The organism is Microbacterium sp. LMI1x-1-1.1, assembly GCF_040676205.1.
Lineage (GTDB): Bacteria > Actinomycetota > Actinomycetes > Actinomycetales > Microbacteriaceae > Microbacterium > Microbacterium aquilitoris.
The window spans coordinates 781,773-803,760 of the sequence record NZ_JBEGHM010000002.1 but is presented as its reverse complement, the minus strand read 5'-3'; the positions used below and the strand labels follow the sequence as shown (position 1 = coordinate 803,760).

The following is a 21,988-nucleotide window of genomic DNA, read 5'->3' as shown; positions in this document are numbered from 1 at the left end:
GACATCGAACGACCCGTTCCTCCCGGAGCGGGTCGTTCGTCGTTCCGGTCAGACGCGCCGGCGGGGCTGGTCCATCCCGATATGGATGCGGGTGCGCCGCCGTTCGATGCTGATGAACACCGCACCGAGGACCCACAGCGGAATCTGGACAAGGAACGCGATGCGGAAGGCATCGAGTCGGTAGGTGTCGGGGGTGCCCGCTCCCTGCAGATCGAGCACGAAGCCGATCGCGAAGATCGCGAGGAGGGCGGCGAGGAAGCCACCCGCATTGGTGACCCCGGTCGCCGTGCTGAGCCGGTGCGACGGATTGTGCGTCCGAGCGTGGTCGAAGGCGATCATCGACGCCGGCCCGCCCATGGCGAGAGCGATGAGCAGAATGACGAGGAGCCAGATCGGTGAACGCCCCGGCCAGAGGATGACGGCCGACCACGCCAGCAGTTGGAACCCGACAGCGGGAAGCACGAGGGCACGCGATCTCCGGTGGGGCGCTCTCCGCGACAGCTCTCCGAGGACGGGACCGAGCGCCATCCCGGCGAAGACGTAGATCGAGGTGAGCGCGCCGGCTTGGCCCACGGTGAGCCCTTCGCCCGCGGTGAGGTACGGGAAACCCCACAGCAGGATGAACGCGGTGCCCGCGAAAGGCGTCGTGAAGTGCGACCAGAAAGCCAGTCGCGTCCCCGGGTGGGCGAGTGCTGCGCGGATGCCGACCCCGGTGTCGATCGTCGACGTCACGACGCGGATGGCGCCGGTGTCGGTGTCGACGCTGACGTCGCGCGCGAGTTCGGGCGGGCGGTTGCGGACGATCGCGAAGACGAGGATCGCGAAGAGCACGCAGAGCCCGGCGATCCCCCCGAACGTCACGCTCCAGTCCGTCGCGTGGAGGACGGCGGCGATGGGGATGACCGCGATGAGCTGACCCGCTTGCCCGAGGATGCCGGTCAACTGCACCATGAGCGGCCCGCGCTGTGCCGGGAACCACGTCGCCACCAGGCGAAGGACAGCGGGGAAGACGGCGGCATCGCCCGCTCCGAGCAGCATGCGCGCGACGATCGCCACGCCGACGCTGGGGGACAGGGCCATCGTCAGCTGGCCGGCCGCCATCAGCAGCATCCCGATCGTGATGATGGGTCGGGAGCCGTAGCGGTCGAGGAGGACGCCCACGGGGATCTGCATACCGCCGTAGACGGCGAGCTGGACCACCGCGAACAGCGACAGGGTCGCGGCATCCGCCTGGAACCGGTCGGCGGCGTCGACGCCCACCGCAGCCAGGGACGTGCGGTTGGTGACGGCCAACATGTACGCGGCGACACCGGTGCCCCAGATGAGCCAGGCTCGCAGACCCGGACCGTTCGCTCGTCCGACTGCGTCCACCCGCCCACGCTACTCTCCGCCGGGCGTACGCTGAGGCCACACCACCGGATGAGCGGAGACGACATGAAGGCGACCATCGGCGAGACGGTCATCGCAGAGGCGAATGACGACGAGATCATCCGGATCGAAGGGAACGCCTATTTCCCGCCGGCATCCGTCAAGGAGGGCGTGCTGGTCGAGAGCCCGACGCCGTACACGTGCCCGTGGAAGGGCGAATGTCAGTACTTCCACATCGAGGCCGGTTCGGAACGCCTGTCCGACGGCGCCTGGTCGTACCCGAACCCGTACCCGTCCGCATTCGACCGTGTGGGTGCGGACTTCTCGGGCTACGTCGCCTTCGCGCCCGGGGTCACCGTCGGAGCCTGATCACTCCTCCAGCGGGCCGAGAAGGGGACGGGGAACGAACCGCGCCGTCTCGGCCAGAGGCTGTTCGAGCTCGACGACCGTCAGGGTGTTCCTTCCGGCACGGGTGACGGGCGCCGGCACGTAGAGCGTCTGCTGCGGTCCGTTGGACCAGTAGCGACCGAGCAGGAAGTCGCCGACGAAGACGTACCCCTTCCCCCACCCCGTGGTGTCGAGGTAGAGGTCGGTCGCTGTCTCGAGGTCGAAAGCGCCCTCCGCCACCGACAGCTCGGGCGCCGCCGAGGTGTCCTCGAGGAGAACCGGCGTCGTCCGCCAGCCTGCGAGATCCCGGCCGTCGACGGTCACCGGACCGATGAGACCCTTCACCTCGCCCAGACGTTCGGCGTAGTTCACACGCCCCTGCTCCTCGACCAGGATCGAGAGCGCCGAGCCCCGTGGCAGCCGGAGGGCGTGTTCGTGGCGCGTCCGCGAGAGCGATCCGATCCGGATGCCGTCGACCGAGACCCACGCCTGGTCGCGGACCTCGCCGATCGCGAGGACGCCGCCGGCGAATCCGTCCGGCAGCGCGACGTCGTAGCGGAGGAGCGTGCCGGTGTGAGCGGCATCCTCGAATGTGACCCTCCCGGGCAGTGAGCGCTGCACTCCGGCGTCGGACGTGCGGCGGGGAGTCAGGGCGACGGAGAACTCCGGACGGGGCGTCGCCGACGGCGGCACGTCGTCCGGGACGTCGGCGTACTTCGCGATCACCTCTCGGAACGCGTGGAACTTCGCCGTGGGATCGCCGGCTTCGTCGAGCGGGGCGTCGTAGTCGTAGGACGTCACGATGGGCAGGTACCGGCCCTTGTCGTTCGCGCCGTTGGTCGTCCCGAAATTCGTCCCGCCATGGAACATGTAGATGTTCACCGAGGCTCCGGCGGCCAGGAGATCGTCCAGTTCGGCAGCGGCGGCGCCGGCATCCGTCGTGTGATGCGTGCTGCCCCACCAGTCGAACCATCCGTCCCAGAACTCCGAGCACATGAGGGGCCCCGTGGGCTGGTGCTGCCGGAGGGTCGCGAGACGTTCGCCGGCCCGCGAGCCGAACGAACCGGTCAAGTGGATGCCGGGGAGCGACCCGGCCTCGAGCATGTCGGGCTCGGGCTGGTCGACCGTGGTGAGCGGCACCGTGATGCCCGCATCCCTCGTGACGCGGACCAGCTCCGCCAGGTAGTCCTTGTCCGAGCCGTAGGCACCGTACTCGTTCTCGATCTGGACGAGGACGACGTTGCCGCCGCGGTCGATCTGCCGGGGCGCGACGATGCGGTACACGCGGCGCAGGTAGGTCTCGAGCGCTGCCTGATAGCTGGCATCCGTCTGGCGCAACCGGATGCCGGGGGTCGCCGTCAGCCAGGTCGGGAGGCCCCCGTTGTGCCACTCGGCGCAGATGTACGGGCCGGGGCGGACGATGGCGTGGAGCCCTTCGGCGGCGATCAGGTCGAGGAAGCGGCCAAGGTCCAGGCCGTCCTTCTCGCTCCACTGGCCCTCGACGGGCTCGTGCGCGTTCCAGGCGACGTAGGTCTCGATCGTGTTGAGCCCCATGAGGCGTGCTTTGCGGATGCGGTCGGCCCAGTCGCCGGGATGGATCCGGAAATAGTGCATCGCGCCGGAGATGATCCGATGGGGCCGGCCGTCCAGCAGGAAGTCGCGGTCGCCGATGGCGAAAGTGCTCATGTGATCTCCGCTCGGAGCTGTTCGTCCGGGTACCCGCCTGCGTCGAGGAGGGGTGACGTGGCGCTGCGCGAACTGCTATGTTTACGCAATCATGTCGCCTCAGCGTAGCACGCGACCGGCCCCGGAGACGGGTGCCGATGCACCCCTCGACGAGCCCGTGGCACGTCGTGGCGGAACACCTCATGGCGTGCCCACGCAGGCCGACGTCGCTCGCCACGCGGGCGTCTCGGCGCAGACGGTCTCCCGCGTCGTCACGGGCGGCGCGCGGGTGGACGAGCCGACGCGGGAGCGCGTCCTGGCGAGCATGCGGGAACTCGGATACCGGCCGAACCGGGCGGCGCGTGCACTGCGCTCAGCCCGGTATCGGAGCATCGGCGTCATCATGAGCGATCTGACGTCGTACGGCAGCGTCCGCACGTGGGAGGCGATCTCCCGCGCGGGCGCGGCATCCGGCTATGCGGTCGCCCTCGTGCCGACCTCGCGATTCGACCGCAGCGCCGTCGCCGAGGCGATCGAGCGTGCGCGAGACCAGGCCGTGGACGGGCTCGTCATCGCGATCGGCGATCACCTCTCGGCGGGAGAGGATCTGCCCCTTCCCGACGACCTTCCCGTCGTCGTGGTCGATGCGTCCGCCCTCGATGACCGCTCCTTCGTCGACACGGATCAGACGATGGGCGCCGGTCAAGCCGTGACGCACCTCCTCGAGCTCGGGCACGAGACCGTCCACCATGTGGCGGGCCCGGTGAGCTCGTATTCCGCCGTCCGCCGCGAGCAGGGATGGCGGGTGGCGCTGACCGCCGCGGGGCGGACGGCCCCCACCCTCGAGCGCGGGGACTGGAGTGCGCAGTCCGGATACGACGCAGGATGCCGTCTGCGCGGGGAACCCGCCGTGACCGCCGTGTTCGCGGCCAACGATCAGATGGCCCTCGGGGTGCTCCGCGCGTTCCACGAGGCCGGCGTCGCGATTCCTTCGCAGGTCAGCGTCGTGGGCTTCGACGACATGCCCGAGGCGGGCCAGTTCTGGCCGCCGCTCACCTCCGTCCACCAGGAGTTCGAGCAGGTCGGGCGTGCGGCCGTCGACGTCCTCCTCGCGCGCATCGACGACGCCGCCGCCGTCCACCGGCTGTTCGTCCCCACCCGACTGGTCGTGCGCGGGAGCACGGCCGCCGCTCCCCGAAAGGCGACCTCATGACGTTCCACCCCTCGCACACCGGCGTGCTCTGGCGCGGCGACGGACAGACCGTCTCGATCGAGGCCTGGGGGCGCGGCGTGCGCGTGCGCGCCGCCCTCGGCCCGATCGACGACGCTCCTGGCGCCCTCGTCGAGGTGCCCGGCTCCCGCGCCGAGGTGTCCATCGAGGGCGCCGTCGCGACCGTCGCGACCGGTGGGGTCCGCGTCGTCGCCGAGGAAGAGGACTACCACGACTGGTCGGTGGGGTTCCACACGCCGCGACTGCGGTTGCGGGTGCAGGATGCCGACGGCCGCCTCCTGTTCGAGGAGATCCGCGACGGCGGGGCCCTCAAGCTCGCCGCGCGCGAGTTCCGTCCGACCGAAGGCGGCGACCACCGGCTGCGGCTGAGCCTCGCCGCCCCGGCGGACGAGCACCTCGTCGGGATGGGGCTGTACCAGCAGGACCTGGTCGACCTGAAGGGCACGGTGCTCGAGCTCGCGCACCGCAACTCGCAGACCTCCGTCCCGTTCGTCGTCTCGAGTGCCGGGTACGGCTTCCTCTGGAACCTCCCCTCGATCGGCCGCGCCGTGTTCGGGGCGAATCGCACCGAATGGGAGGCCGAGAGCGCGACCCAGTTCGACTGGTGGGTGTGCGCGGATCCGCGTCCGTCGCAGATCGCCGCCGCGTACGCGGAAGCCACGGGTCATGCGCCGATGATGCCGGAATACGGCCTCGGGTTCTGGCAGTGCAAGCTGCGCTATTCGACCCAGGGCGAGCTCCTGGCGGTCGCGCGCGAGTACCGCCGCCGCGGCATCCCGATCGACGTCATCGTGGCCGACTTCTTCCACTGGCGGTGGATGGGGGACTGGAGCTTCGAGGAGGAGTTCTGGCCCGACCCCGCCGCGATGACGGCGGAGCTCCGCGAGCTCGGGATCGAGCTCATGGTGTCGGTCTGGCCGCAGGTGGTGCCGCAGTCCGAGAACTGGGACGAGCTGCGCGACGGGAACATGCTCGTGCGCACCCGGCGCGGGATCGACGTCCAGTACTACTTCGACGGCCAATACACGCGGTTCCTCGACGTGACCGAACCCCGGGCGCGCGAGTTCCTGTGGCAGAAGCTCGCCGAGAACTACGGCGCCTACGGCATCACCGCGTTCTGGCTCGATGAGGCCGAACCCGAGTACGGGGCCTATCACTTCGAGAACTACCGGCTCGCTGCGGGGTCGAGCGCACAGGTCGCCAACCTCTACCCGCGGGAGTTCACCCGCGCGATCGCGGACGGCCTCCGTGCCGACGGCAACGATCAGCCGGTCTCACTCGTCCGGGCGGCTTGGGCCGGATCGCAGCGGCACGGCGCGCTGGTGTGGTCGGGCGATGTCCACTCGACCTTCGCCGACCTGAAGGCGCAGATCGCCGCGGGGATCCACATGGGGGCCGCCGGCATCCCCTGGTTCACGACCGACATCGGCGGGTTCACCGGCGGCGATGTACGGGAGCCCGCGTTCCACGAGCTCCTCATCCGCTGGTTCCAGTTCGGGGCCTTCAGTCCCGTCATGCGTCTGCACGGCGATCGCGTACCCGGGATCCCCGTCGTCGACGCCCAGGGCGTCGCGCGCGTCGGGTCCGGGGCCGACAACGAGGTGTGGAGTTTCGGCGAGCAGATCGAGGCCCTCCTCGTGGAGTACATCCGGCTGCGCGAGGACCTGCGGGACTACACCCGCGAGGCGATGGCGGACGCTCACCGTGACGGAGCCCCCGTCATGCGCGGCATGTTCTTCGAGTTCCCCGACGACGAGCGGGCGTGGACGACACCGGGGCAGTACCTTTTCGGGCCCGACATCCTCATCGCCCCGGTGACCGAGCCGGGGGCGACCCGGTGGGACGTCTACCTGCCCGCGGGGACGGCATGGACCGACGCGCGGAGCGGAGCGTCGCACGCCGGCGGTCAGACCGTGACGGTCGACGCCCCTCTCGCGTCGATTCCCGTGTTCCACCGCGGTGGCCGCGTCGGATCGGCGCTCGCCCGACTCGCTGACCTGCCCGACATCCGCCTGTCCTGATCCGACCTCACACCCTCGATGGAGAGAACCGAATGAGCCTCATCACCGCGACGACCCGCGCCCACCGCATCGACCGACGCATCTACGGCCAGTTCGCCGAGCACCTCGGTCGCGGCATCTACGAGGGCCTGTGGGTCGGCGAGCAGGACGAGATCCCGCACAAGAACGGTCTGCGCACCGACGCGATCGCGGCCCTCCGCGAGATCAAGGTGCCCGTCGTCCGCTGGCCCGGCGGCTGCTTCGCCGACGAATACCACTGGCTCGGGGGCGTCGGGCCCACCGAGCAGCGTCGCGCGATGGTCAACACGCATTGGGGCGGTGTCGTCGACCCGAACACCTTCGGCACCCACGAGTACTTCGAGCTCCTCCACCAGCTCGACGCCGAGGCCTACGTCAACGGCAACGTCGGCAGCGGCTCGGTGGCCGAGATGCAGGACTGGGTCGAGTACATGACCCTCGACAAGCACACCCCGATGGCCGAACTCCGCCGTGCGCACGGGCGCGACCAGCCGTGGAAGCTGCAGTTCTTCGGGGTCGGAAACGAGAGCTGGGGATGCGGCGGCAACATGCTCCCTCTCCACTACGCGAACCTCTACCGCCAGTACCAGACGTTCGTGCGCGACTACGGGGACAGCCACGTCGCGAAGGTCGCGTGCGGTGCGAACGCCGACGACTACGAGTGGACGGACGTCCTCATGGCGCGCGCCGCCGGGCACATGGACGCGCTCAGCCTCCACTACTACACGCTCCCGACGGGGGAGTGGGACGTGAAGGGCGCCGCGCTGAGCTTCGACGACGCCGCCTGGTACGACACGATGCACCGCACGCGGCAGATGGACACGCTCCTGCGCCGTCACGGCGAGATCATGGACCGGCACGACCCGGCGCGCCGCGTCGGCCTGTTCGTCGACGAGTGGGGCACCTGGTACGACGTCGAGCGGGGGACGAACCCGGGCTTCCTGTTCCAGCAGAACACGATGCGCGACGCGATGGTCGCGGCGGTGAACTTCCACATCTTCCACCGTCACGCCGCCCGCGTCCGGATGACGAACATCGCGCAGATGGTGAACGTCCTCCAAGCGATGCTCCTCACCGACGGCCCGCGCCTGCTGAAGACCCCGACGTTCCACGCGTTCGGCATGTACATCGACCACCAGGACGCCGATTTCGTCGAGACCGTCGACGACGGCGGGCGCTCGGGCGGTCGTGGCGGAGCGCACCTCGACCACACCGTCAGCGTCAAGGACGGCGTCTACACCGTCAGCGCCGTCAACTGGGACCTCGAGACCGAGGCCGAGCTCGCACTGCGGCTGCCCGAGCGGATCGGCGAGGTCGTGAGCGCCCGGATCCTGCACGCGGCGGCATCCGCTCACAACACCTTCGACGAACCGGATGCCGTCGCCCCGGTCGACTTCGACGGAACCGTCGTGGCGGGCACCGACCTCCGTCTCGCGCTGCCGCCGCGCAGCATCGTGACGGTGCGGGTGCGGGCAGCCGGATGAGCGAGACGGCAGCCGAGCTGCTGCCGCTCGCCGCCGTCGCACTGACGAACGGTCCGTTCGCCGCCGCGCAGCAGCGCGCTCTGCGGACGGCGCTGGACCTCGACCCCGAGCGGCTGCTCGCGCCGTTCCGCCGGGAGGCGGGGCTGGCGACGGGTCCGGGATACGGCGGCTGGGAGTCGGAGGGACTCGACGGGCACACGCTCGGGCACGTCCTCAGTGCGCTGTCGGCGCACGCGGCCGGCGGGTCGGCCGCCGCACGCGAGCGTCTCGAGCTGCTGCTCACCGGGCTCCGCGACTGCCAGGTCGCTCACGGCACGGGTTACGTCGGGGGCGTGCCGGACGGCGTCGCCCTCTGGAGCGAGATCGAGAACGGACGGATCGACGCGCAGACGTTCGATCTCGACGGGCGGTGGGTGCCGCTGTACAACCTCCACAAGACGCTGACGGGTGTCATCGACGCCGCGGTGTACGCCGACTCCGCGCTCGGACGGACCGTTGCGGCGGAGTTCGTCGAGTGGTGGCTGCGGGTGTTCGCACCACTCGGAGACGCCGACGTCGAGATGGTCCTCCGGACCGAATCCGGTGGCCTGGCGGCATCCCTTGGTCGATGGTCGCAGTTCACCGACGACGAGCGCCCGGGCGGGCTCGCCGTCCGTCTCGCCGTCCGCGCCCTGTGGGAGCCGCTCGCGGCGGGGCGTGATCCGTTGGACGGACTGCACGCCAACGCGCAGATCCCGATCGTCGTCGGACACGCCGTCCTCGCCGGACTCGGCTGGGGCGAGCAGTTCGCCGCCGCGGCCCGGACCTTCTGGGAGAGCGTCACGCGGCACCGGACGACCTCGATCGGCGGGAACAGCGTGCGCGAGCACTTCCCGCCGCGCGACGATTGGTCGACCATGTTCACGGCGCGCGAGGGCCCCGAGACGTGCAACACGGTGAACATGGTCGAACTCGCCCGTGAGCTCCACCAGCTCGACGGCGGCGCCGAGCACCTCGCCTACATCGACCGCGCCCTCAGCGCGCACGTGCTCTCGGCGCAGCATCCCGACCACGGCGGCATCGTGTACTTCACGTCGCACCGGCCGGGCCACCATCGCGTCTACTCCCGACGCGAGACGGGATTCTGGTGCTGTATGGGCACCGGTCTCGAGGCTCCTGCCCGGTTCGCCGCCGCGGCATTCGCGCAGGCTCCCGGGCGTGTCGACGTGAACCTCCTCGTCGGTGCACGCGCCCGAGTCGAGGACGTCGTCGTCGAGACCGAGACCGACCGTCCGTTCTGGGACGACGCGAGCATCCACGTGAGCGTGCCGACTCCGCGCGCCTTCGTTCTGCGGATCCGTCTGCCGGAGGGGGTGGATGCCTGGACGGCGGAGGCCCTGGTCGACGGCACCGCGTACCGGCCGGCGCCCGATGGCTGGTTCCGCATCGATCGCACGTGGACCGACCGCACAACGGTCCGGCTCACGCTGCCGCCTGTGCTCCGCGTCGAGGCGGCCCCCGACGGATCCGGGTGGGCGACTCTCGTCGACGGGCCTCGCGTGCTCGCCGAGCGTCTGCCTCATCCCGCCGTCGACCCGCTCGCGACGGACGCCCGCATGGGCCACATCGCCCGCGGGGCGCTGCTCCCGCTCGCAGCGGCGCCGATCCTGACACCCGAAGACGTGCGGTCGGCGGACCGATCCGGAGGCCGCGTCGTCGTGCTGCCGGCGACCCCGACCCGGCGCGAGATCGTCCTCGAACCTTTCGCCTCTCTGCACGATGATCGCTACATCCTCGCCTTCCCGTTCGCGTCAGACGGGGATGCCGCGACCCGCCTCACCGCGCTCCTCGCCGAGGACGCACGCGCCGACGAGCTCGACTCCCGCACGATCGACGCGGTGACGTTCGGTCAGCAGCAGCCGGAATCCGATCACGCCCTGACGTTGGCCGGCACGAAGTCCGGATACGACGCGGTGCACTGGCGGAGGTTTCTCGGTCCGTCGACGTTCGTCCTGCAGGACTGGAGTGCGTCGGCGGCGACCTTGCGTGTCTCCTGGCTCGCGGATGCGGTCGGCCGGCGAATGATCGTCGGGATCGGGGACGACGTCGTGATCGATCGCATCATCGACGCCGGCGACGGCGACGGCATGGAGATCGACCTCGCCGCCTACGCGGACGGGCGGTCTCGCTGGGTCGTCGTGGTGGACGGGGCAGGCGAGGGCACTCCGCGCCTCACCGAAGCCCGCCTGATGAGCGCGGCGGTCGCCTGACCGACGGCCGTCAGGCGTCGTGACGCCAGAACGCGCACGCGTGCGCGTCGAGGCGGAGGTCGACGGCGGTCGAGTCCGGCGCGACGCCGCGCACGGTCTCGTCTCCTCTCCGACCCGGGCGCGTGGGCACGGTCGCATCCGTCCACACGTCGACGATCGACCTGGGCGCGGGGCCGAGTCCGAGGTCCCGCGTGTCCAAGGTCGCCGTCAATGCGGAGCCGGTGATGTTGACCGCCGCGATCCACGTCGTCGCGCCGCCGATCGCGCGCCAGAGGACGAGGCCGTTCTCGCGTCGGATCTCCCCGGACGATTCCGCTCGCGTCAGCAGGTCGACCAGGGCGGGGCTCTGCAGGAGTGAGATCGTCTCGGGCTCGGTCGAGGGCAGGTCGCCCCCGAACATGAGCGGCGAGCGGGCGATCGTCCAGAGTGTCAGCAGGCTCCGCCGCTCGGCGGGGGTGAGCGCATCGTCTCGTGGCTCGCCGCGCTCGGCACGGATCCCGATGCGGCCGAGCGGCAGCATGTCGGCATCCGGCCAGGCACCCCGGCGCGCATGCGGCGCCCACCGTGCCATGCGTCCGAGGTTGTCTGCGACATCCTCCCACCGGTCCCACACGTCATCGCAGATGCGCCACATGCTCGCGTGCTCGGCGAGATGCTCGCGGTGAGCCGCGGACAGGTCGCGGCCGGGGGAGAGGCTGAGGATGATCTCGCGCTCGGCGGACTCCACTGCCGCGCTGTAGGCCGAGATGTCCTCCTCCTGGTAGGGCCAGAGCATGTCGTCGGCCTTGATGAGGTCGACACCCCACGCGTCGTAGAGGGCGACGGTCGAACGGTAGTAGGCCGCGGCATCCGGATGGGCATGATCGATGCCCACGAAATGGGGGTTCCACTCGCAGTCGTTCGCGGAGTCGGCGATCGCCGACAGCGGGGTCGAGGTGCCGTGCAGCAGCAGGCCTTCCGCCATCGCGCGACGAGGGATGCCGCGCATGACGTGCAGTCCGAACTTCAGACCGAGCGCGTGTATCTGCGCGGCGAGCGGTCCGAACCCCGCGCCGCCCGATGAGGAGGGGAAGCGCGCCGGGTCGGGCAGGAGGCGCCCGTGCTCATCGATGTGCAGCCGGGCGTCATCGTTGTAGCCGTGGGAACGGGCGTCGGGATCCGCCCAGTCCGCGTCGACGACGACGGTGTCCCACCCGGCGTCCCGCAGGTGCTCCGCCATGAAGCGGGCGTTCGCGAGCACCTCCGCTTCGGTGACCGTCGTGCCGAAGCAGTCCCAGCTGTTCCATCCCATCGGCGGGCGATCCGGGCGTGCGAGGACCATGTGACTCCTGTCGGGTTCGTCCTCAGCCCGCGACGGGCTGAGGGGCGGATGAGGCGGTCGGTGGAGGACCGGGCGGTTCCACTCGCGGACCGGGACGCGACCGCACGCGGCGGGCGAGAGCGCTCGAGTCGAGGTGGTTCTCGAAAGCGAGCACGGCCATCCCCGTCGCGACGCTGTTGACCTGGACCGGTGACACTCCGAGATCGAGACGCGCGGCGGTCAGTTCTGGAGCACGCTCGGCGAGGGCGATCCGCGCGGCCGGCAGCAGCGCGTCTCCGAGCGCCCACGCGGTCCAACCGGTGAGGGTCATGACCTCCGGATTGAGCACCGCGACGATGTCCGACAGGGCGATGCCCAGGTACCGCGCGGTCCGCGCGAGCGTCTCGGCGACGGGGGGATGGCCCACCGCGTCGCGGAGCCCCTCGATGAACTCCCGTTGGTGGAGCTGCAGGAGCGCGTGATCGGGATCCACCTCGCTGAGGGTGTGACGGATGCCGGGCACCCCCACGTACGCTTCGACGCACCCCCGGCGGCCACAACGGCATAAGCGCCCGTCGAGCTCGAGGACCGTGTGGCCCCATTCGCCCGCCGTATGCGTCGCACCGCGGAGGACCCGCCCTTCGACGATGATGCCTGCACCGACGCCCGTGCCGAGATTCACGACGACAGCGCTCGAGCGCCCGCGAGCAGCGCCGAACCAGATCTCCGAATGTCCCACGGCCTGCAGGGGGTTCGCCGTTACCAGGGGTCCCGGGAGGCGTGGGCGCACGCGGTCCTCCAATCGGCGCACGTGCGCCGCCCATCCGGGCGTCGCCACGGTGCCGGTGCGGTCCGTCGACAGGAGACCGGGCAGGCCGAGGCCCACCCCGAGGATGTCGCTCGGCGCGCGGCCGCCTCTCTCGAGCGCCAGGTCGACGGCACGCAGGAGAGCATCGGCCACGCTGTCGACGGACACCCACTCTTCATCGATCTCGACGTTCGCGGCGCCGATCTCCGTCACGGCGGCGTCGAACACGACGGCACGGACGTAGGTCTCGGCGAGGTCGATCCCGAGGAAGGAGCCTCCCTCGCCGTCGATCCGCAGCACCGTCGTCGGTCGACCGGTGCCGGCGCTGTCGGTCCCGGCATCCGCGATGAACCCGGCCTCCCTTAGCTCCGCGACCAGGTTCGACACCGTCGCGGCGCTGAGTCCCGTCGTGTGCGCGAGTTCGGTCCGCGTGGCCGTCCCCTGCACGACGAGTGCGCGGACGATCTCGCGCCGGGAGGCGTCGCGGATCTCACTCGAGGATCGAGTACGGGTCATGGTCGTCACAGGTCTCTGACCCGAGCGGGGCTCAGGCGCCCCCGAGGCCTGTCTCCGCGACACCGCGCAGCAGCCACCGCTGCAGCAGGATGAAGACGAGCAGGACGGGGATGGAGGCGAGGAAGCCCGCGGCGAACAACCCGGTGTAGTCGAAGGTCTGCGCTGTGATGAACGACGACAGGTAGACCTGCACAGTGAGCGCGCCGAATCCCGTACCGGCGACCACGAGTGGCCAGAGGAACGCGTTCCATGCGCCGAGGAAGCCGAGAACGGTGAGGGCCGCGGCGAAAGCGAGCGAGTTGGGCAGCACCACGCGCACGAAGGTGCCGATGTATCCGAGACCGTCGAGCTTGCCGGCCTCTTCCAGTTCCCTCGGGAACGAGATGAAGAACTGTCGGAAGAGGAAGACGTTGAACGCCGTGAACAGCGTCGGGATGACGATGCCCTGCAGACTCTCGGTCCATCCGAGCCACGAGACGATCAGGTAGTTCGGGAGGAACGTGGTGGCGCTCGGGATGAGGAGCATCGTCACGGTCAGCGCCAGGAGCGGCTTCGAGGCGCGGTTCGGGATGCGGGCGAGCCCGTACCCCGCGAGGGCGCCGATGATGATCTGCCCCACGGTCATCGACACGGCCATGATCGCCGAGGTCACGAGGGACTGTCCGAAGCGCTCGTCGGCGAAGATCTCCGCGAACTTGCCCCAGTTGGGGTTCGTGGGCCACCACACGAACGTCTTGGAGGTGACGTCCTCGGGCTGCGAGACCGCGGTCTTGACCATGACGTACAGCGGCATCAGGAACAGCAGTGCGAGGACGATGAGGACCGCGTAGCGGAAGGTCAGTTCGACCCTCCGGCGGACGGGGTTTCCGACGACACTCATGAGGCGCGTCCCTTCCGGGCACCGCGGCGCGGCGCTTTCGTCTCGTCAGCGGCACCGAATCCGAAGAAGCGCGACTGCAGGAGGGCGACGAGGACGACGATCGCCGTGACGACGAACGCACCCGCGGAACCCTTGCCGTAGTCGAGTTGCTGGAACGAGAGGTTGTAGATGTAGAGGAGGGGTGGTCGGACCGAGGGGATCGTCCGTACGAGGTTGTAGAACTCGTCGAACGCCTGGAACGCCGCCACCAGCAGGAGGAGCATGACGGCCGCCGTGGTGGGGCGGAGCTGGGGCCACGTGATCGCGAAGAATCGCCGGGGTCCGCGGGACAGGCCGTCGATCGCCGCGGCTTCGTACAGCGTCTCGGGGATCCGCTGGAGGCCGGCGATGAACAGCAGCATGTAGAAACCGACCTGCAGCCACAGGCGGACGCTCACGATGACGACCCAGTAGTAGGGCGACTGCGTCAGCCAGGCATCCACCGTCGGCAGCCCGAGCGAGGAGAGCACCGAGTTGGCGACGGAGGAGGTCGATCCGCTGAAGATGCCGAGCTTCCAGATCAAGGACGCGATGACGTACGAGAACGCCGTCGGCAGGAAGAAGACGGATCGGAAGAAGGCGCGGGCGACCGGGAGGTTCGCCACCAGCATCGCGAGGACCAGCGAGACGATGAGGGTGGTCGGCACGACAAGCACCGCGAACACGGTGAACGACAGGAGCGATGACAGGAAGCTCGGGTCGGTCAGCAGCGAGACGTAGTTGTCGAAGCCGACGAAGTCGGTCGGCGTGATGGTCGCAACGGCGCGCGTGAAGCTGAGATAGAAACCCCAGAACAGCGCGATGATGCTGAAGATCAGTAGGCCGAGGAAGAACGGGCTGACGAAGAGCCAGAAGGCACGCCGGGTGCCTCGGATCGGACGCCGGCGTCGCGGCACGGACGGCGGGGGAGTGGGCCGGTGGCCCGGGTCTGAGACCCGGGCCACCGGAGTGTTGAGCTGAGTCACTGGAGTGCGTCCAGCATGCCCTGCATCGTGGTCTGAGCCGCAGCCAGCTCGGACTTCGCGTCCGCGCCTTCGACGACGATGCGGTTGACCGCGTCGGTGAGCGCTGTGCTCATCGCGGGCGTGTAGTACGGGCCGCCGGTCCAGCCGTACTCCGTGGTCAGGTCGACGATGTCCTTCGCGATGCCGTCACCGAGGCTCTTGGCCTGCTCGCGCGCGGACTTCAGCGGCGGGATGTGGAATCCGTACTTGGTGCTGAACTCGATCTGCCAGTCTGTGTCGTCGATCCACTGCTTCTTGGCGATCTCCTTCGCCTTCTCGATCTTGCCCGACTTGCCGGCGACCATCTCGTTCCACTGCGAGACGCCCACGATGGGCTGTCCGCCTTCGAGCGCCGGGACCGCGAATGCGCCCACGTCGTCGCCGAGCGCCTTCTTGAGGGCGGGGATCGCCCACAGGCCCTGCCAGCTGATCGCGACATCACCGGCGATGAAGGACGTCGGGTCCCACCAGTCGGTCGGTGCGCCCATCAGGAGCGAGCCCGAGTCGTAGAGATCGTGAGCCGAGGTCAGCGCGTCGGCGAGCTGGGGCGAGTCGAGCGAGACCTTCGTGTTCTCGTCGTTGATGATGCCGCCGGGGGCTGCCGGCGGCAGGTTGGCGGCGAGGATGCCCGCGCCACCGTCGTTGCCGAGGAACAGGCCCTTGTGGTCGGCGTTCGTGAGCTTCTTGGCCGCCTCGACGAGCTCGTCCCACGTCGTGGGGACCTCGATGCCGGCTTCCTTGAACATGGAGGGCCGGTAGACGAAGAGCTGGGCATCGGTGATCATCGGGATGCCGTAGTACTTGCCGTCGATCGTGACGGGCTTGAGGGCGATCGGGAGGATGTCGTCCTTGACAGGCTCGACGATGTCCGTGAGATCTGCGTACTGCCCCTGTCGGGCCGCCTCGACGTTGATCGCGTTGTACTCGAACAGGTCGACCCCGCGGCCCGATGCGAGCAGGGCGTTGACGCGCTGCGCGTAGTCGCCCTCGACCCACTGGAGGTCGATCTTGGCGTCCTTGTAATCGTCCGCCCAGCGGTTGACGGCATCCTGGACGCCGTCTTCGCCGTACTGGTGGTAGAACTGCGTGATCGGGCCGTCCGCACCGCCGCCCGCGCCGCTCGAGCATCCGGAGATCAACAGCGCGGATGCGCTGAGGAGTGCTGCTGTGATTGCGAGCTTGCGTCGCTTGGGTGATGTCATCCTTCTCGCCTCTCTGCGGGATGGTGACGGCGATACGGGTATCCGATCGGTCCGCCGTCGCACCGATCGCCCTTAATCTAACGCTTAAAAGAAGGGGTGGTCTACCCCTGATCCAGAATCGGTTCGGCTCTGGCAGTATTCATGCAGGCAGTCGCGTAGGTCGTGGGGATGCCGGAGAGAAGAGACAGTGGTCGGGAAGAGATCGTCGCGCGACATCCGCAGCGAGTCGCGTCTCGACGTCCTGCACGGTCTGCTCTCGGCGGGAACCTCGACGCGTAACGAGCTCGCCCAGACGACGGGGCTGAGCGTCGCCACCGTCGCGACCATCGTTCAGGAGCTCCGCGGCGAGGGCCTGGTGGTGGATGCCGGCAGCTCGGCACTCGGTGCCGGACGACCGACGACGATGCTGCGGGTGAACGGTGACCGCGGCCGCATCCTCGGGATCGACGTCGCCGAGACGTACGTCCGCGCGATCGTGTTCGACGCGAGCCTCGAGGAGATCGGCTCCGTCGAGGTCCCGATGGACGAGTCCCTTCCGTCGGCGAGCAGCGTGACCGAGACCATCGTCCGTGCCGTCGACACGGCTCTTCGCGAGACGGCGATCGACCGCGACCGTGTCCTCGGCGCCGGCATCGCCCTGCCCGGCCTCATCAGTGCGGAGGAGTCGGCGGACGCCGTTGCCCCCCGCTGGGCCGCGCGTAACGTCGAGGTGCTCCGCCAGCTGCGTGAGCGCATCGGTCTTCCGCTCGTCGTGGAGAACCCGCTGAAAGCCATCGCCACGGCCGAACTCTGGTTCGGGCGGGGCCGCACCGCGGCCTCGATGGTGATCGCCAACCTCGGCACGGGTGTCGGAGCGGGCATCGTGCTCGAGGGGAAGATCCTGCGGGGCGCGACGCACAGCGCAGGGGAGTGGGGTCACGCCGTTCTCGTCCTCGATGGGCGCACCTGCCGTTGCGGTCGCCGGGGATGCGTCGAAGCGTACGTGGGGGCACCCGGCATCCAGGTCACCCTTCGGGAGATCGCTCCCGATCACGAGCTCGCCGTCGTCCCGCAGCGCGAGTTCATCGACGGATTGGCACAGGCGCACCGCCGGGCCGGGGGAGACCCGGTCATCGACGACGTATTGGCGCGCACAGCCCATTACCTCGGGGCGGCGCTCGGCGACCTGGCCTCGATCATCGATCCCGAGGTGATGATGCTGACGGGCTGGACCGCGTGGACGCTCGGCGATGACCTGGTCGAGCCCACGAAGCGCGAATTGCAGCGCCGGGCACCAATCGGCGCGACCACGCCGCGGGAACTCGGGGTGTCGACGGTGCGGGGGAGTTCGGTCGCCATCGGGATGGCGACGCTGGCGTTCGAGCGTTTCCTCGGCGACGTCGGCCTCTCGACGACGCGTCTTCCGCTCGCCCTGTGAGCGCCGGTCGAACCGGCGTGCGGCCGGCCATACTGAGGACATGGGCTTCTCCCTGAGCTTCTACCCGATCGACCGCGGCGATCTCGGCGACGCCGACCGGGACGGCCTGGCCGCGTTCCTCGATGCACGTGGATTGTCGGTGCACTCCGACGGCAGCGGGCTGTTCTCTGCGGACGGTGCCGCGATGTCCTTCGACGGGGCCCGGAGCGACCTGGCCCTGGACGTCCTCGACCAGCCTGAGCCGGTCACCGGAACACTCCCGCACGCGACCCTCAGCTCGTCGGAGTGCGCCTTCGTGTTCGACCTGTGCACAGCGGGGAGGTTGATGATCGCCAATCCGCAGGGCGATCCCACCTACCTCGGCATCGCCGGCATCCACGACGGTGATGACTTCCCCGATCCTGACGACGCGGTCGTGGTCGGCAGCGCGGCGGAACTGGCCCTCGCCCTCGAAGGCGGATTCGAGAGGTTCCAGGACTACCTGCAGCGTGTCCTCAACGGGAACCCAGGCTAGATCCTCGGGTTGTGAGCCGCTCGCGAGCCGTACGCGCAGCGGCATCCCGTCCGATCGCGACACGGACGACGAGATCTTCCGGATGAAGCGCGATCTGATGGAAGGCACCGTGCGTCACGAGCGCCGCCGTCCAGTCCCACTCCGGCCAAAATATCGACGCGGCCGCGCGAACGTCCGATACGTCGATCTCGCGATCGTCGCTTCGTCGGTCGGTCACCCGTCCATCCTCTGGCCGGGGAGCACCTGCGTCGTCGCCCGTCGCCGAGTTGACATAATGTACATTATCGGATGACTCATCTGGTTCAGAGGCATCCCGTGGTGATCGTCCCGTGGATCGTTCCGTCGATCGTTGAACGATCGGCGATGCGCAGGGTGACCGTCGTGATCGGATCGAAGCGGATGTCCGTCTGGATCGCACGATCGACCTCGTACCCGGCGGCATCCCACGTCGCGAGGATCTTCTCCAGTGACGCCGCGTTGTCCTCGGTTGTGAGCGAGAACGTCAGTGCCGATTGCGCGGCGCCCCGATCGCATGTCGTCCGTGTCGGCGCGGACGACGCCACGGCGCGGCCGTCCGTGCCAACGGCTCCGGGAACCGCAGCGAGTGTCGCTGCGTACATGCGCTCCAGTTCCGCCTCGGCGCGTTCCAGACTGACGGGTGCCGGCGCAGTCGGCGTCGGCGACGGACGATCCGCCTGATACGTCGGACGCTTCAGCCCGCACTCCGGCACGTGCCCCGTCAGCTCAGGCACGGTCACCGTCTCGACGACACCACTGCCCGCGGAGGCAGCCGACACCCGCAGAGTTCCGTCCTCTTCCGAGGCGCCGTACGCGCCCTCGTGGAACGGCATCCCGCCATCCGCGTTCGAGATCGTCGCCACGCCGGTCGCAACGAGACCGTCCATGCGGTACAGGGAGCTCGAGCTCGACAGCCAGTGGTTCTCCTCGCGGACGAGGTAACCGGTGTCGCATCCGTCATCGTCGATGAGCGGCGACACGATGGTGGTCGGGAACGTCGCCAGGAACACACCTGCGCCCGCGACGAGCACCGCTCCGGTTGCCGCGACCCTCGCCACGATCACTCCAACGCGGCCCGCAACCCTCGTCGCTCGCAGACTGAAGACGAGGACAGTGAGGTCGATCACGCCCACCAGGATGAGCACAGCCACGATCTGCCGCGAATCCAGCGTCCCCACGAGAACCGTCGTGCCCTCGCCTTCCTCGCTCGTCGACACCGCTACGGCGATCATCGCTGCGGCGATGAGAACTGCCACCACCGCTGTGAGGACTCGGATGCCGACGGCCACGCGCCGTGCGTCAGCCACCCGTATCCTCGGCCGGCTCCCAGCGCAGCAGGTCACCCGGTTGGCAGTCGAGCGCCTCGCAGAGCGCGTCGAGCGTCGTGAACCGGACGGCTTTCGCCCGGCCGTTCTTCAGCACCGCGAGGTTCGCCGGTGTGATGCCGATGCGGGCGGCCAGGTCACCCACGGCCATCTTCCGCCGCGCGAGCATGACATCGATGTCCACGACGATGGGCATCAGACGACCTCGTCGAGCTCGGAACGCATCTCGATCGCCTTCCGCAGCAGTGACCGCATCACGACCACGACGAGCGCGACTCCCCCGGTCGCCAGAGCTGCGCCATAGACGATCCCCACCACTCCGGGGGCGGCCGATCCCGGGACCAGCATCGTCGCCAGCATCCCGGTGAGGACGGCGGCGCCGGCGATCGCTGCGATGATCCCGTCGACGAAGCGGAAAGCGCCGACCGAGAACACTGCGTCGGCCGCAGCCATCGACACGAGCCGCCAGATGCACAGCGCGACGACCTGCAGGCACACGAGCCAGAGGGCGAGGATGACGATGACCGTCACCCGCCATGCGGTCGGCAGCGCCTCGAGGTCGTTCCAGATTGTCGGAAGCACCAGGATCTGCACCGCCAAGGACCCGAGCAACGACAGAGCGAGCGCCGTCCGCAGGGTGAGGATCGTTACACGACTCATGAGCGCCTTTCGATAGCCATCTATCGAAAAACGATAGCCACTCCCCCGTCTCCGGGCAACCGTGACTCCCCGTAGGCTCGAATGATGATCGAGGTGCTCACCGGATTCGCCGTCATCGGCGTCGCGATCATGGTCGGGTGGATCATCGGACGCATCGACCTCCTGGGTCCCACCGGCGGCCAGGTCCTCGGTCGGATCACGTTCTTCGTGCTGAGTCCGTTCCTCCTCTTCGTCGTGCTGGCGCGCGCCGACGTCGCGACGCTGTTCTCCGCGCTCCTGCCCGTCTCGGCGCTCGCAGCCGTCTCGGTGTTCGCCATCTTCGCCGCCGTGTCGCGATTCGTCTGGCGGCGACCGGCCGGCGAAATCCTCATCGGCCTCCTCTCGGCCGGTCAGGTCAACTCGAACAACATCGGCATCCCGCTGTCGCTCTACGTGCTCGGAAGCGCGGCATACCCCGCACCGGTGATCCTCTTCCAGCTGCTCGTGCTCACACCCGTCGTGATGGCGATCTTCGAAGCTCTGACGACGGACGGACGACGGCGGCCGTGGCCGATCCTGCGCCGGACGATCACGAACCCCATCGTGGTGGGATCGCTTCTCGGCACGATCGTCTCGGCCACCGGCATCCCGCTGCCGCAGATCGTGATCGCGCCGATGGAGCTGATCGCGGGCGCCGCCGTCCCCGTGCTGCTGATCAGCTACGGCATCTCACTCCACGGCCAGCGGGTGCTGGGGACGCCGGGACGACGCCGCGACATCCTCCTCGCCGCCGGCCTGAAGCTGCTCGTCATGCCCGTCGTGGCGTGGGTTCTCGCGCAATTCGTCTTCGGCCTCTCCCCCGCCGAGGTCCTCGTCGTGACCGTGCTCGCCGCGCTCCCGACCGCGCAGAACGTCTTCAACTACGCGCAGCGATACGCGATCGGGCAGACGATCGCCCGGGACACCGTCTTCGTGACGACGATCGGATGCGTCCCCGTACTGTTCGTCGTGGTCCTGCTCCTGCGACCGGGCGGCTGAACCCGCCGGGGCGCCGTCAGACGCCGAACGAGCTCGTGTCGCCGATGAGGCGAGTGTTGTCGGCGGGGATCGGCTCCACCGCGGCGCGGGCGACCTCGGCCGCGAACTCCGACACGTTGTAGAGCTTGCCGGCGCTCTCGCGACGCTCGGCGATCGCACCGGGGTTGGCGCGCTCCAACAGCGTCGCGGTGATGGTGCCCTCGATCATGTCGCCCGAGACGACGACGAACTCGACGCCCTTCTCGGAGAGAACCGGGATCCGCTCGCGCAGGGCGTCCTCTCCGGCACGCTTGGAGCGGGCGACGGGCTCGTATTCGGGCATCGTCGGCGTCGTGTGGATGAAGTGGGCCTGGTGGCTCGTGACGAAAACGACGCGGCCACCGGCCGGGATCAGCGGGAGCGCAGCCTCGAGCGCACCCACCTGGGCGTCGCGGTTCAGGGTCAGGGCGTAGTCCTCGGCCATGCCGCCCTCCATGCCGCCGGACGCGTTCAGCACGAGGATATCGAGCGAGCCGAAACGCTCCTTGATCGCCGAGACCATCTCCGACACGGATGCCGCATCGGTCAGGTCAGCGCCGACGGTGAGCACCTCGACGCCGAGCCCCCGCAGTTCGGTCGCGAGCTTCTCGGCTCGAGGAGCCTTGTTGCGGAAGTTGATGACCACGTTCGCGCCCGCCTGGGCCAGATAGCGCGCCGTGTCGGCGCCGATGCCTCGCGACGACCCGGTCACCAGGGCGGTCTTACCGGTCAGGGATGCGGCGGGGACGGGCTGCGACATGGGGCTCTCCTGCGAGGTGCTCGGCGGGTGCGCGAGGCGGATGGGGCTCGACGAGCCTATCAATCCGGCGCGTCCGACCCGCGCGAG

19 protein-coding genes are annotated in these 21,988 nt (G+C 69.2%); 8 read left to right on the top strand and 11 right to left on the bottom strand.

Annotated elements, in window-relative coordinates; all coding sequences use genetic code 11:
* Nucleotides 1-48: 48 nt before the first annotated feature.
* The gene (locus MRBLMI1x_RS11630; RefSeq protein ID WP_018186786.1) at nucleotides 49-1,371 is read right to left on the bottom strand and encodes an MFS transporter; all 1,323 of its coding nucleotides are present in this window, start codon (nucleotides 1,369-1,371) and stop codon (nucleotides 49-51) included.
* Between the two features lie 63 nt (nucleotides 1,372-1,434).
* On the opposite strand from MRBLMI1x_RS11630, the gene MRBLMI1x_RS11625 reads away from it, so the two are divergent.
* Entirely contained in the window at nucleotides 1,435-1,737 is a 303-nt protein-coding gene (locus MRBLMI1x_RS11625) for a DUF427 domain-containing protein (RefSeq protein ID WP_018186787.1), read from the top strand.
* On the opposite strand, the gene MRBLMI1x_RS11620 is transcribed toward MRBLMI1x_RS11625, so the two are convergent.
* Nucleotides 1,738-3,441 carry a glycoside hydrolase family 35 protein gene (locus tag MRBLMI1x_RS11620; RefSeq protein WP_363458905.1) on the bottom strand — a complete coding sequence of 568 codons (1,704 nt, stop codon included), beginning with the start codon at nucleotides 3,439-3,441 and terminating at the stop codon, nucleotides 1,738-1,740.
* A 187-nt stretch (nucleotides 3,442-3,628) separates the two neighbouring features.
* Here MRBLMI1x_RS11620 and MRBLMI1x_RS11615 point away from each other — a divergent pair, with 187 nt between their 5' ends.
* The 4 genes from MRBLMI1x_RS11615 to MRBLMI1x_RS11600 are packed head-to-tail and all read left to right on the top strand — an operon-like array spanning nucleotide 3,629 to nucleotide 10,423.
* Nucleotides 3,629-4,633, top strand: a complete 1,005-nt coding sequence (locus tag MRBLMI1x_RS11615) for a LacI family DNA-binding transcriptional regulator (protein WP_363458903.1) — start codon at nucleotides 3,629-3,631, stop codon at nucleotides 4,631-4,633.
* A complete protein-coding gene (locus tag MRBLMI1x_RS11610; protein WP_363458901.1) occupies nucleotides 4,630-6,672 on the top strand; it encodes a TIM-barrel domain-containing protein in 2,043 nt (680 codons plus the stop codon). The genes MRBLMI1x_RS11615 and MRBLMI1x_RS11610 overlap by 4 nt, the downstream gene beginning before the upstream one ends.
* A 32-nt stretch (nucleotides 6,673-6,704) precedes the next feature.
* The gene (locus MRBLMI1x_RS11605; RefSeq protein WP_363458899.1) at nucleotides 6,705-8,174 is read left to right on the top strand and encodes an alpha-N-arabinofuranosidase; all 1,470 of its coding nucleotides are present in this window, start codon (nucleotides 6,705-6,707) and stop codon (nucleotides 8,172-8,174) included.
* Complete coding sequence (locus tag MRBLMI1x_RS11600; RefSeq protein ID WP_363458897.1) at nucleotides 8,171-10,423, top strand: beta-L-arabinofuranosidase domain-containing protein; 2,253 nt, start codon at nucleotides 8,171-8,173, stop codon at nucleotides 10,421-10,423. Before MRBLMI1x_RS11605 ends, MRBLMI1x_RS11600 begins: the two co-directional genes overlap by 4 nt.
* 10 nt (nucleotides 10,424-10,433) lie before the next feature.
* Here the strand turns inward: MRBLMI1x_RS11600 and MRBLMI1x_RS11595 are convergent, their stop codons facing one another.
* The 5 genes from MRBLMI1x_RS11595 to MRBLMI1x_RS11575 form a co-directional block, all read right to left on the bottom strand.
* A complete protein-coding gene (locus MRBLMI1x_RS11595) occupies nucleotides 10,434-11,744 on the bottom strand; it encodes a glycoside hydrolase family 27 protein (RefSeq protein ID WP_363458895.1) in 1,311 nt (436 codons plus the stop codon).
* 22 nt (nucleotides 11,745-11,766) lie between these two features.
* Nucleotides 11,767-13,047, bottom strand: a complete 1,281-nt coding sequence (locus MRBLMI1x_RS11590) for an ROK family transcriptional regulator (RefSeq protein ID WP_363458893.1) — start codon at nucleotides 13,045-13,047, stop codon at nucleotides 11,767-11,769.
* A gap of 31 nt (nucleotides 13,048-13,078) precedes the next feature.
* Entirely contained in the window at nucleotides 13,079-13,927 is an 849-nt protein-coding gene (locus MRBLMI1x_RS11585) for a carbohydrate ABC transporter permease (protein ID WP_018186795.1), read from the bottom strand.
* Nucleotides 13,924-14,862, bottom strand: a complete 939-nt coding sequence (locus MRBLMI1x_RS11580; protein ID WP_018186796.1) for a carbohydrate ABC transporter permease — start codon at nucleotides 14,860-14,862, stop codon at nucleotides 13,924-13,926. The genes MRBLMI1x_RS11585 and MRBLMI1x_RS11580 overlap by 4 nt, the downstream gene beginning before the upstream one ends.
* Nucleotides 14,863-14,927: 65 nt before the next feature.
* Nucleotides 14,928-16,172, bottom strand: a complete 1,245-nt coding sequence (locus MRBLMI1x_RS11575) for an ABC transporter substrate-binding protein (protein ID WP_018186797.1) — start codon at nucleotides 16,170-16,172, stop codon at nucleotides 14,928-14,930.
* Nucleotides 16,173-16,359: 187 nt separating this feature from the next.
* Between MRBLMI1x_RS11575 and MRBLMI1x_RS11570 the strand changes: the two genes are divergently transcribed.
* Both MRBLMI1x_RS11570 and MRBLMI1x_RS11565 read left to right on the top strand, forming a co-directional pair.
* Nucleotides 16,360-17,589 (top strand): ROK family protein, encoded by a 1,230-nt coding sequence (locus tag MRBLMI1x_RS11570; protein ID WP_363458890.1) that lies wholly within the window; start codon nucleotides 16,360-16,362, stop codon nucleotides 17,587-17,589.
* Between the two features lie 40 nt (nucleotides 17,590-17,629).
* Nucleotides 17,630-18,103, top strand: a complete 474-nt coding sequence (locus tag MRBLMI1x_RS11565; RefSeq protein ID WP_363458888.1) for a hypothetical protein — start codon at nucleotides 17,630-17,632, stop codon at nucleotides 18,101-18,103.
* A gap of 302 nt (nucleotides 18,104-18,405) precedes the next feature.
* On the opposite strand, the gene MRBLMI1x_RS11560 is transcribed toward MRBLMI1x_RS11565, so the two are convergent.
* The 3 genes from MRBLMI1x_RS11560 to MRBLMI1x_RS11550 are packed head-to-tail and all read right to left on the bottom strand — an operon-like array spanning nucleotide 18,406 to nucleotide 20,106.
* On the bottom strand, nucleotides 18,406-19,428 hold the full coding sequence (locus MRBLMI1x_RS11560) for a hypothetical protein (RefSeq protein ID WP_363458886.1): 1,023 nt from the start codon (nucleotides 19,426-19,428) through the stop codon (nucleotides 18,406-18,408).
* Nucleotides 19,421-19,642 (bottom strand): helix-turn-helix domain-containing protein, encoded by a 222-nt coding sequence (locus MRBLMI1x_RS11555; protein WP_020097260.1) that lies wholly within the window; start codon nucleotides 19,640-19,642, stop codon nucleotides 19,421-19,423. Before MRBLMI1x_RS11555 ends, MRBLMI1x_RS11560 begins: the two co-directional genes overlap by 8 nt.
* Complete coding sequence (locus MRBLMI1x_RS11550) at nucleotides 19,642-20,106, bottom strand: DUF2975 domain-containing protein (protein ID WP_363458883.1); 465 nt, start codon at nucleotides 20,104-20,106, stop codon at nucleotides 19,642-19,644. The genes MRBLMI1x_RS11555 and MRBLMI1x_RS11550 overlap by 1 nt, the downstream gene beginning before the upstream one ends.
* Before the next feature lie 84 nt (nucleotides 20,107-20,190).
* Here MRBLMI1x_RS11550 and MRBLMI1x_RS11545 point away from each other — a divergent pair, with 84 nt between their 5' ends.
* Nucleotides 20,191-21,123 (top strand): AEC family transporter, encoded by a 933-nt coding sequence (locus tag MRBLMI1x_RS11545; protein WP_026302961.1) that lies wholly within the window; start codon nucleotides 20,191-20,193, stop codon nucleotides 21,121-21,123.
* Nucleotides 21,124-21,139: 16 nt separating this feature from the next.
* Here the strand turns inward: MRBLMI1x_RS11545 and MRBLMI1x_RS11540 are convergent, their stop codons facing one another.
* Nucleotides 21,140-21,901, bottom strand: coding sequence for an SDR family oxidoreductase (locus tag MRBLMI1x_RS11540; protein WP_363458881.1), 762 nt, complete (start codon nucleotides 21,899-21,901; stop codon nucleotides 21,140-21,142).
* Between the last annotated feature and the right edge of the window lie 87 nt (nucleotides 21,902-21,988).

Coding starts and splice junctions, on each gene's coding strand:
- MRBLMI1x_RS11550 (WP_363458883.1), bottom strand. CDS start 20,106: ATGAGTCGTGTAACGATCCTCACCCTGCGGACGGCGCTCGCTCTGTCG.
- MRBLMI1x_RS11620 (WP_363458905.1), bottom strand. CDS start 3,441: ATGAGCACTTTCGCCATCGGCGACCGCGACTTCCTGCTGGACGGCCGG.
- MRBLMI1x_RS11600 (WP_363458897.1), top strand. CDS start 8,171: ATGAGCGAGACGGCAGCCGAGCTGCTGCCGCTCGCCGCCGTCGCACTG.
- MRBLMI1x_RS11605 (WP_363458899.1), top strand. CDS start 6,705: ATGAGCCTCATCACCGCGACGACCCGCGCCCACCGCATCGACCGACGC.
- MRBLMI1x_RS11540 (WP_363458881.1), bottom strand. CDS start 21,901: ATGTCGCAGCCCGTCCCCGCCGCATCCCTGACCGGTAAGACCGCCCTG.
- MRBLMI1x_RS11610 (WP_363458901.1), top strand. CDS start 4,630: ATGACGTTCCACCCCTCGCACACCGGCGTGCTCTGGCGCGGCGACGGA.
- MRBLMI1x_RS11565 (WP_363458888.1), top strand. CDS start 17,630: ATGGGCTTCTCCCTGAGCTTCTACCCGATCGACCGCGGCGATCTCGGC.
- MRBLMI1x_RS11595 (WP_363458895.1), bottom strand. CDS start 11,744: ATGGTCCTCGCACGCCCGGATCGCCCGCCGATGGGATGGAACAGCTGG.
- MRBLMI1x_RS11625 (WP_018186787.1), top strand. CDS start 1,435: ATGAAGGCGACCATCGGCGAGACGGTCATCGCAGAGGCGAATGACGAC.
- MRBLMI1x_RS11585 (WP_018186795.1), bottom strand. CDS start 13,927: ATGAGTGTCGTCGGAAACCCCGTCCGCCGGAGGGTCGAACTGACCTTC.
- MRBLMI1x_RS11545 (WP_026302961.1), top strand. CDS start 20,191: ATGATCGAGGTGCTCACCGGATTCGCCGTCATCGGCGTCGCGATCATG.
- MRBLMI1x_RS11590 (WP_363458893.1), bottom strand. CDS start 13,047: ATGACCCGTACTCGATCCTCGAGTGAGATCCGCGACGCCTCCCGGCGC.
- MRBLMI1x_RS11575 (WP_018186797.1), bottom strand. CDS start 16,172: ATGACATCACCCAAGCGACGCAAGCTCGCAATCACAGCAGCACTCCTC.
- MRBLMI1x_RS11555 (WP_020097260.1), bottom strand. CDS start 19,642: ATGCCCATCGTCGTGGACATCGATGTCATGCTCGCGCGGCGGAAGATG.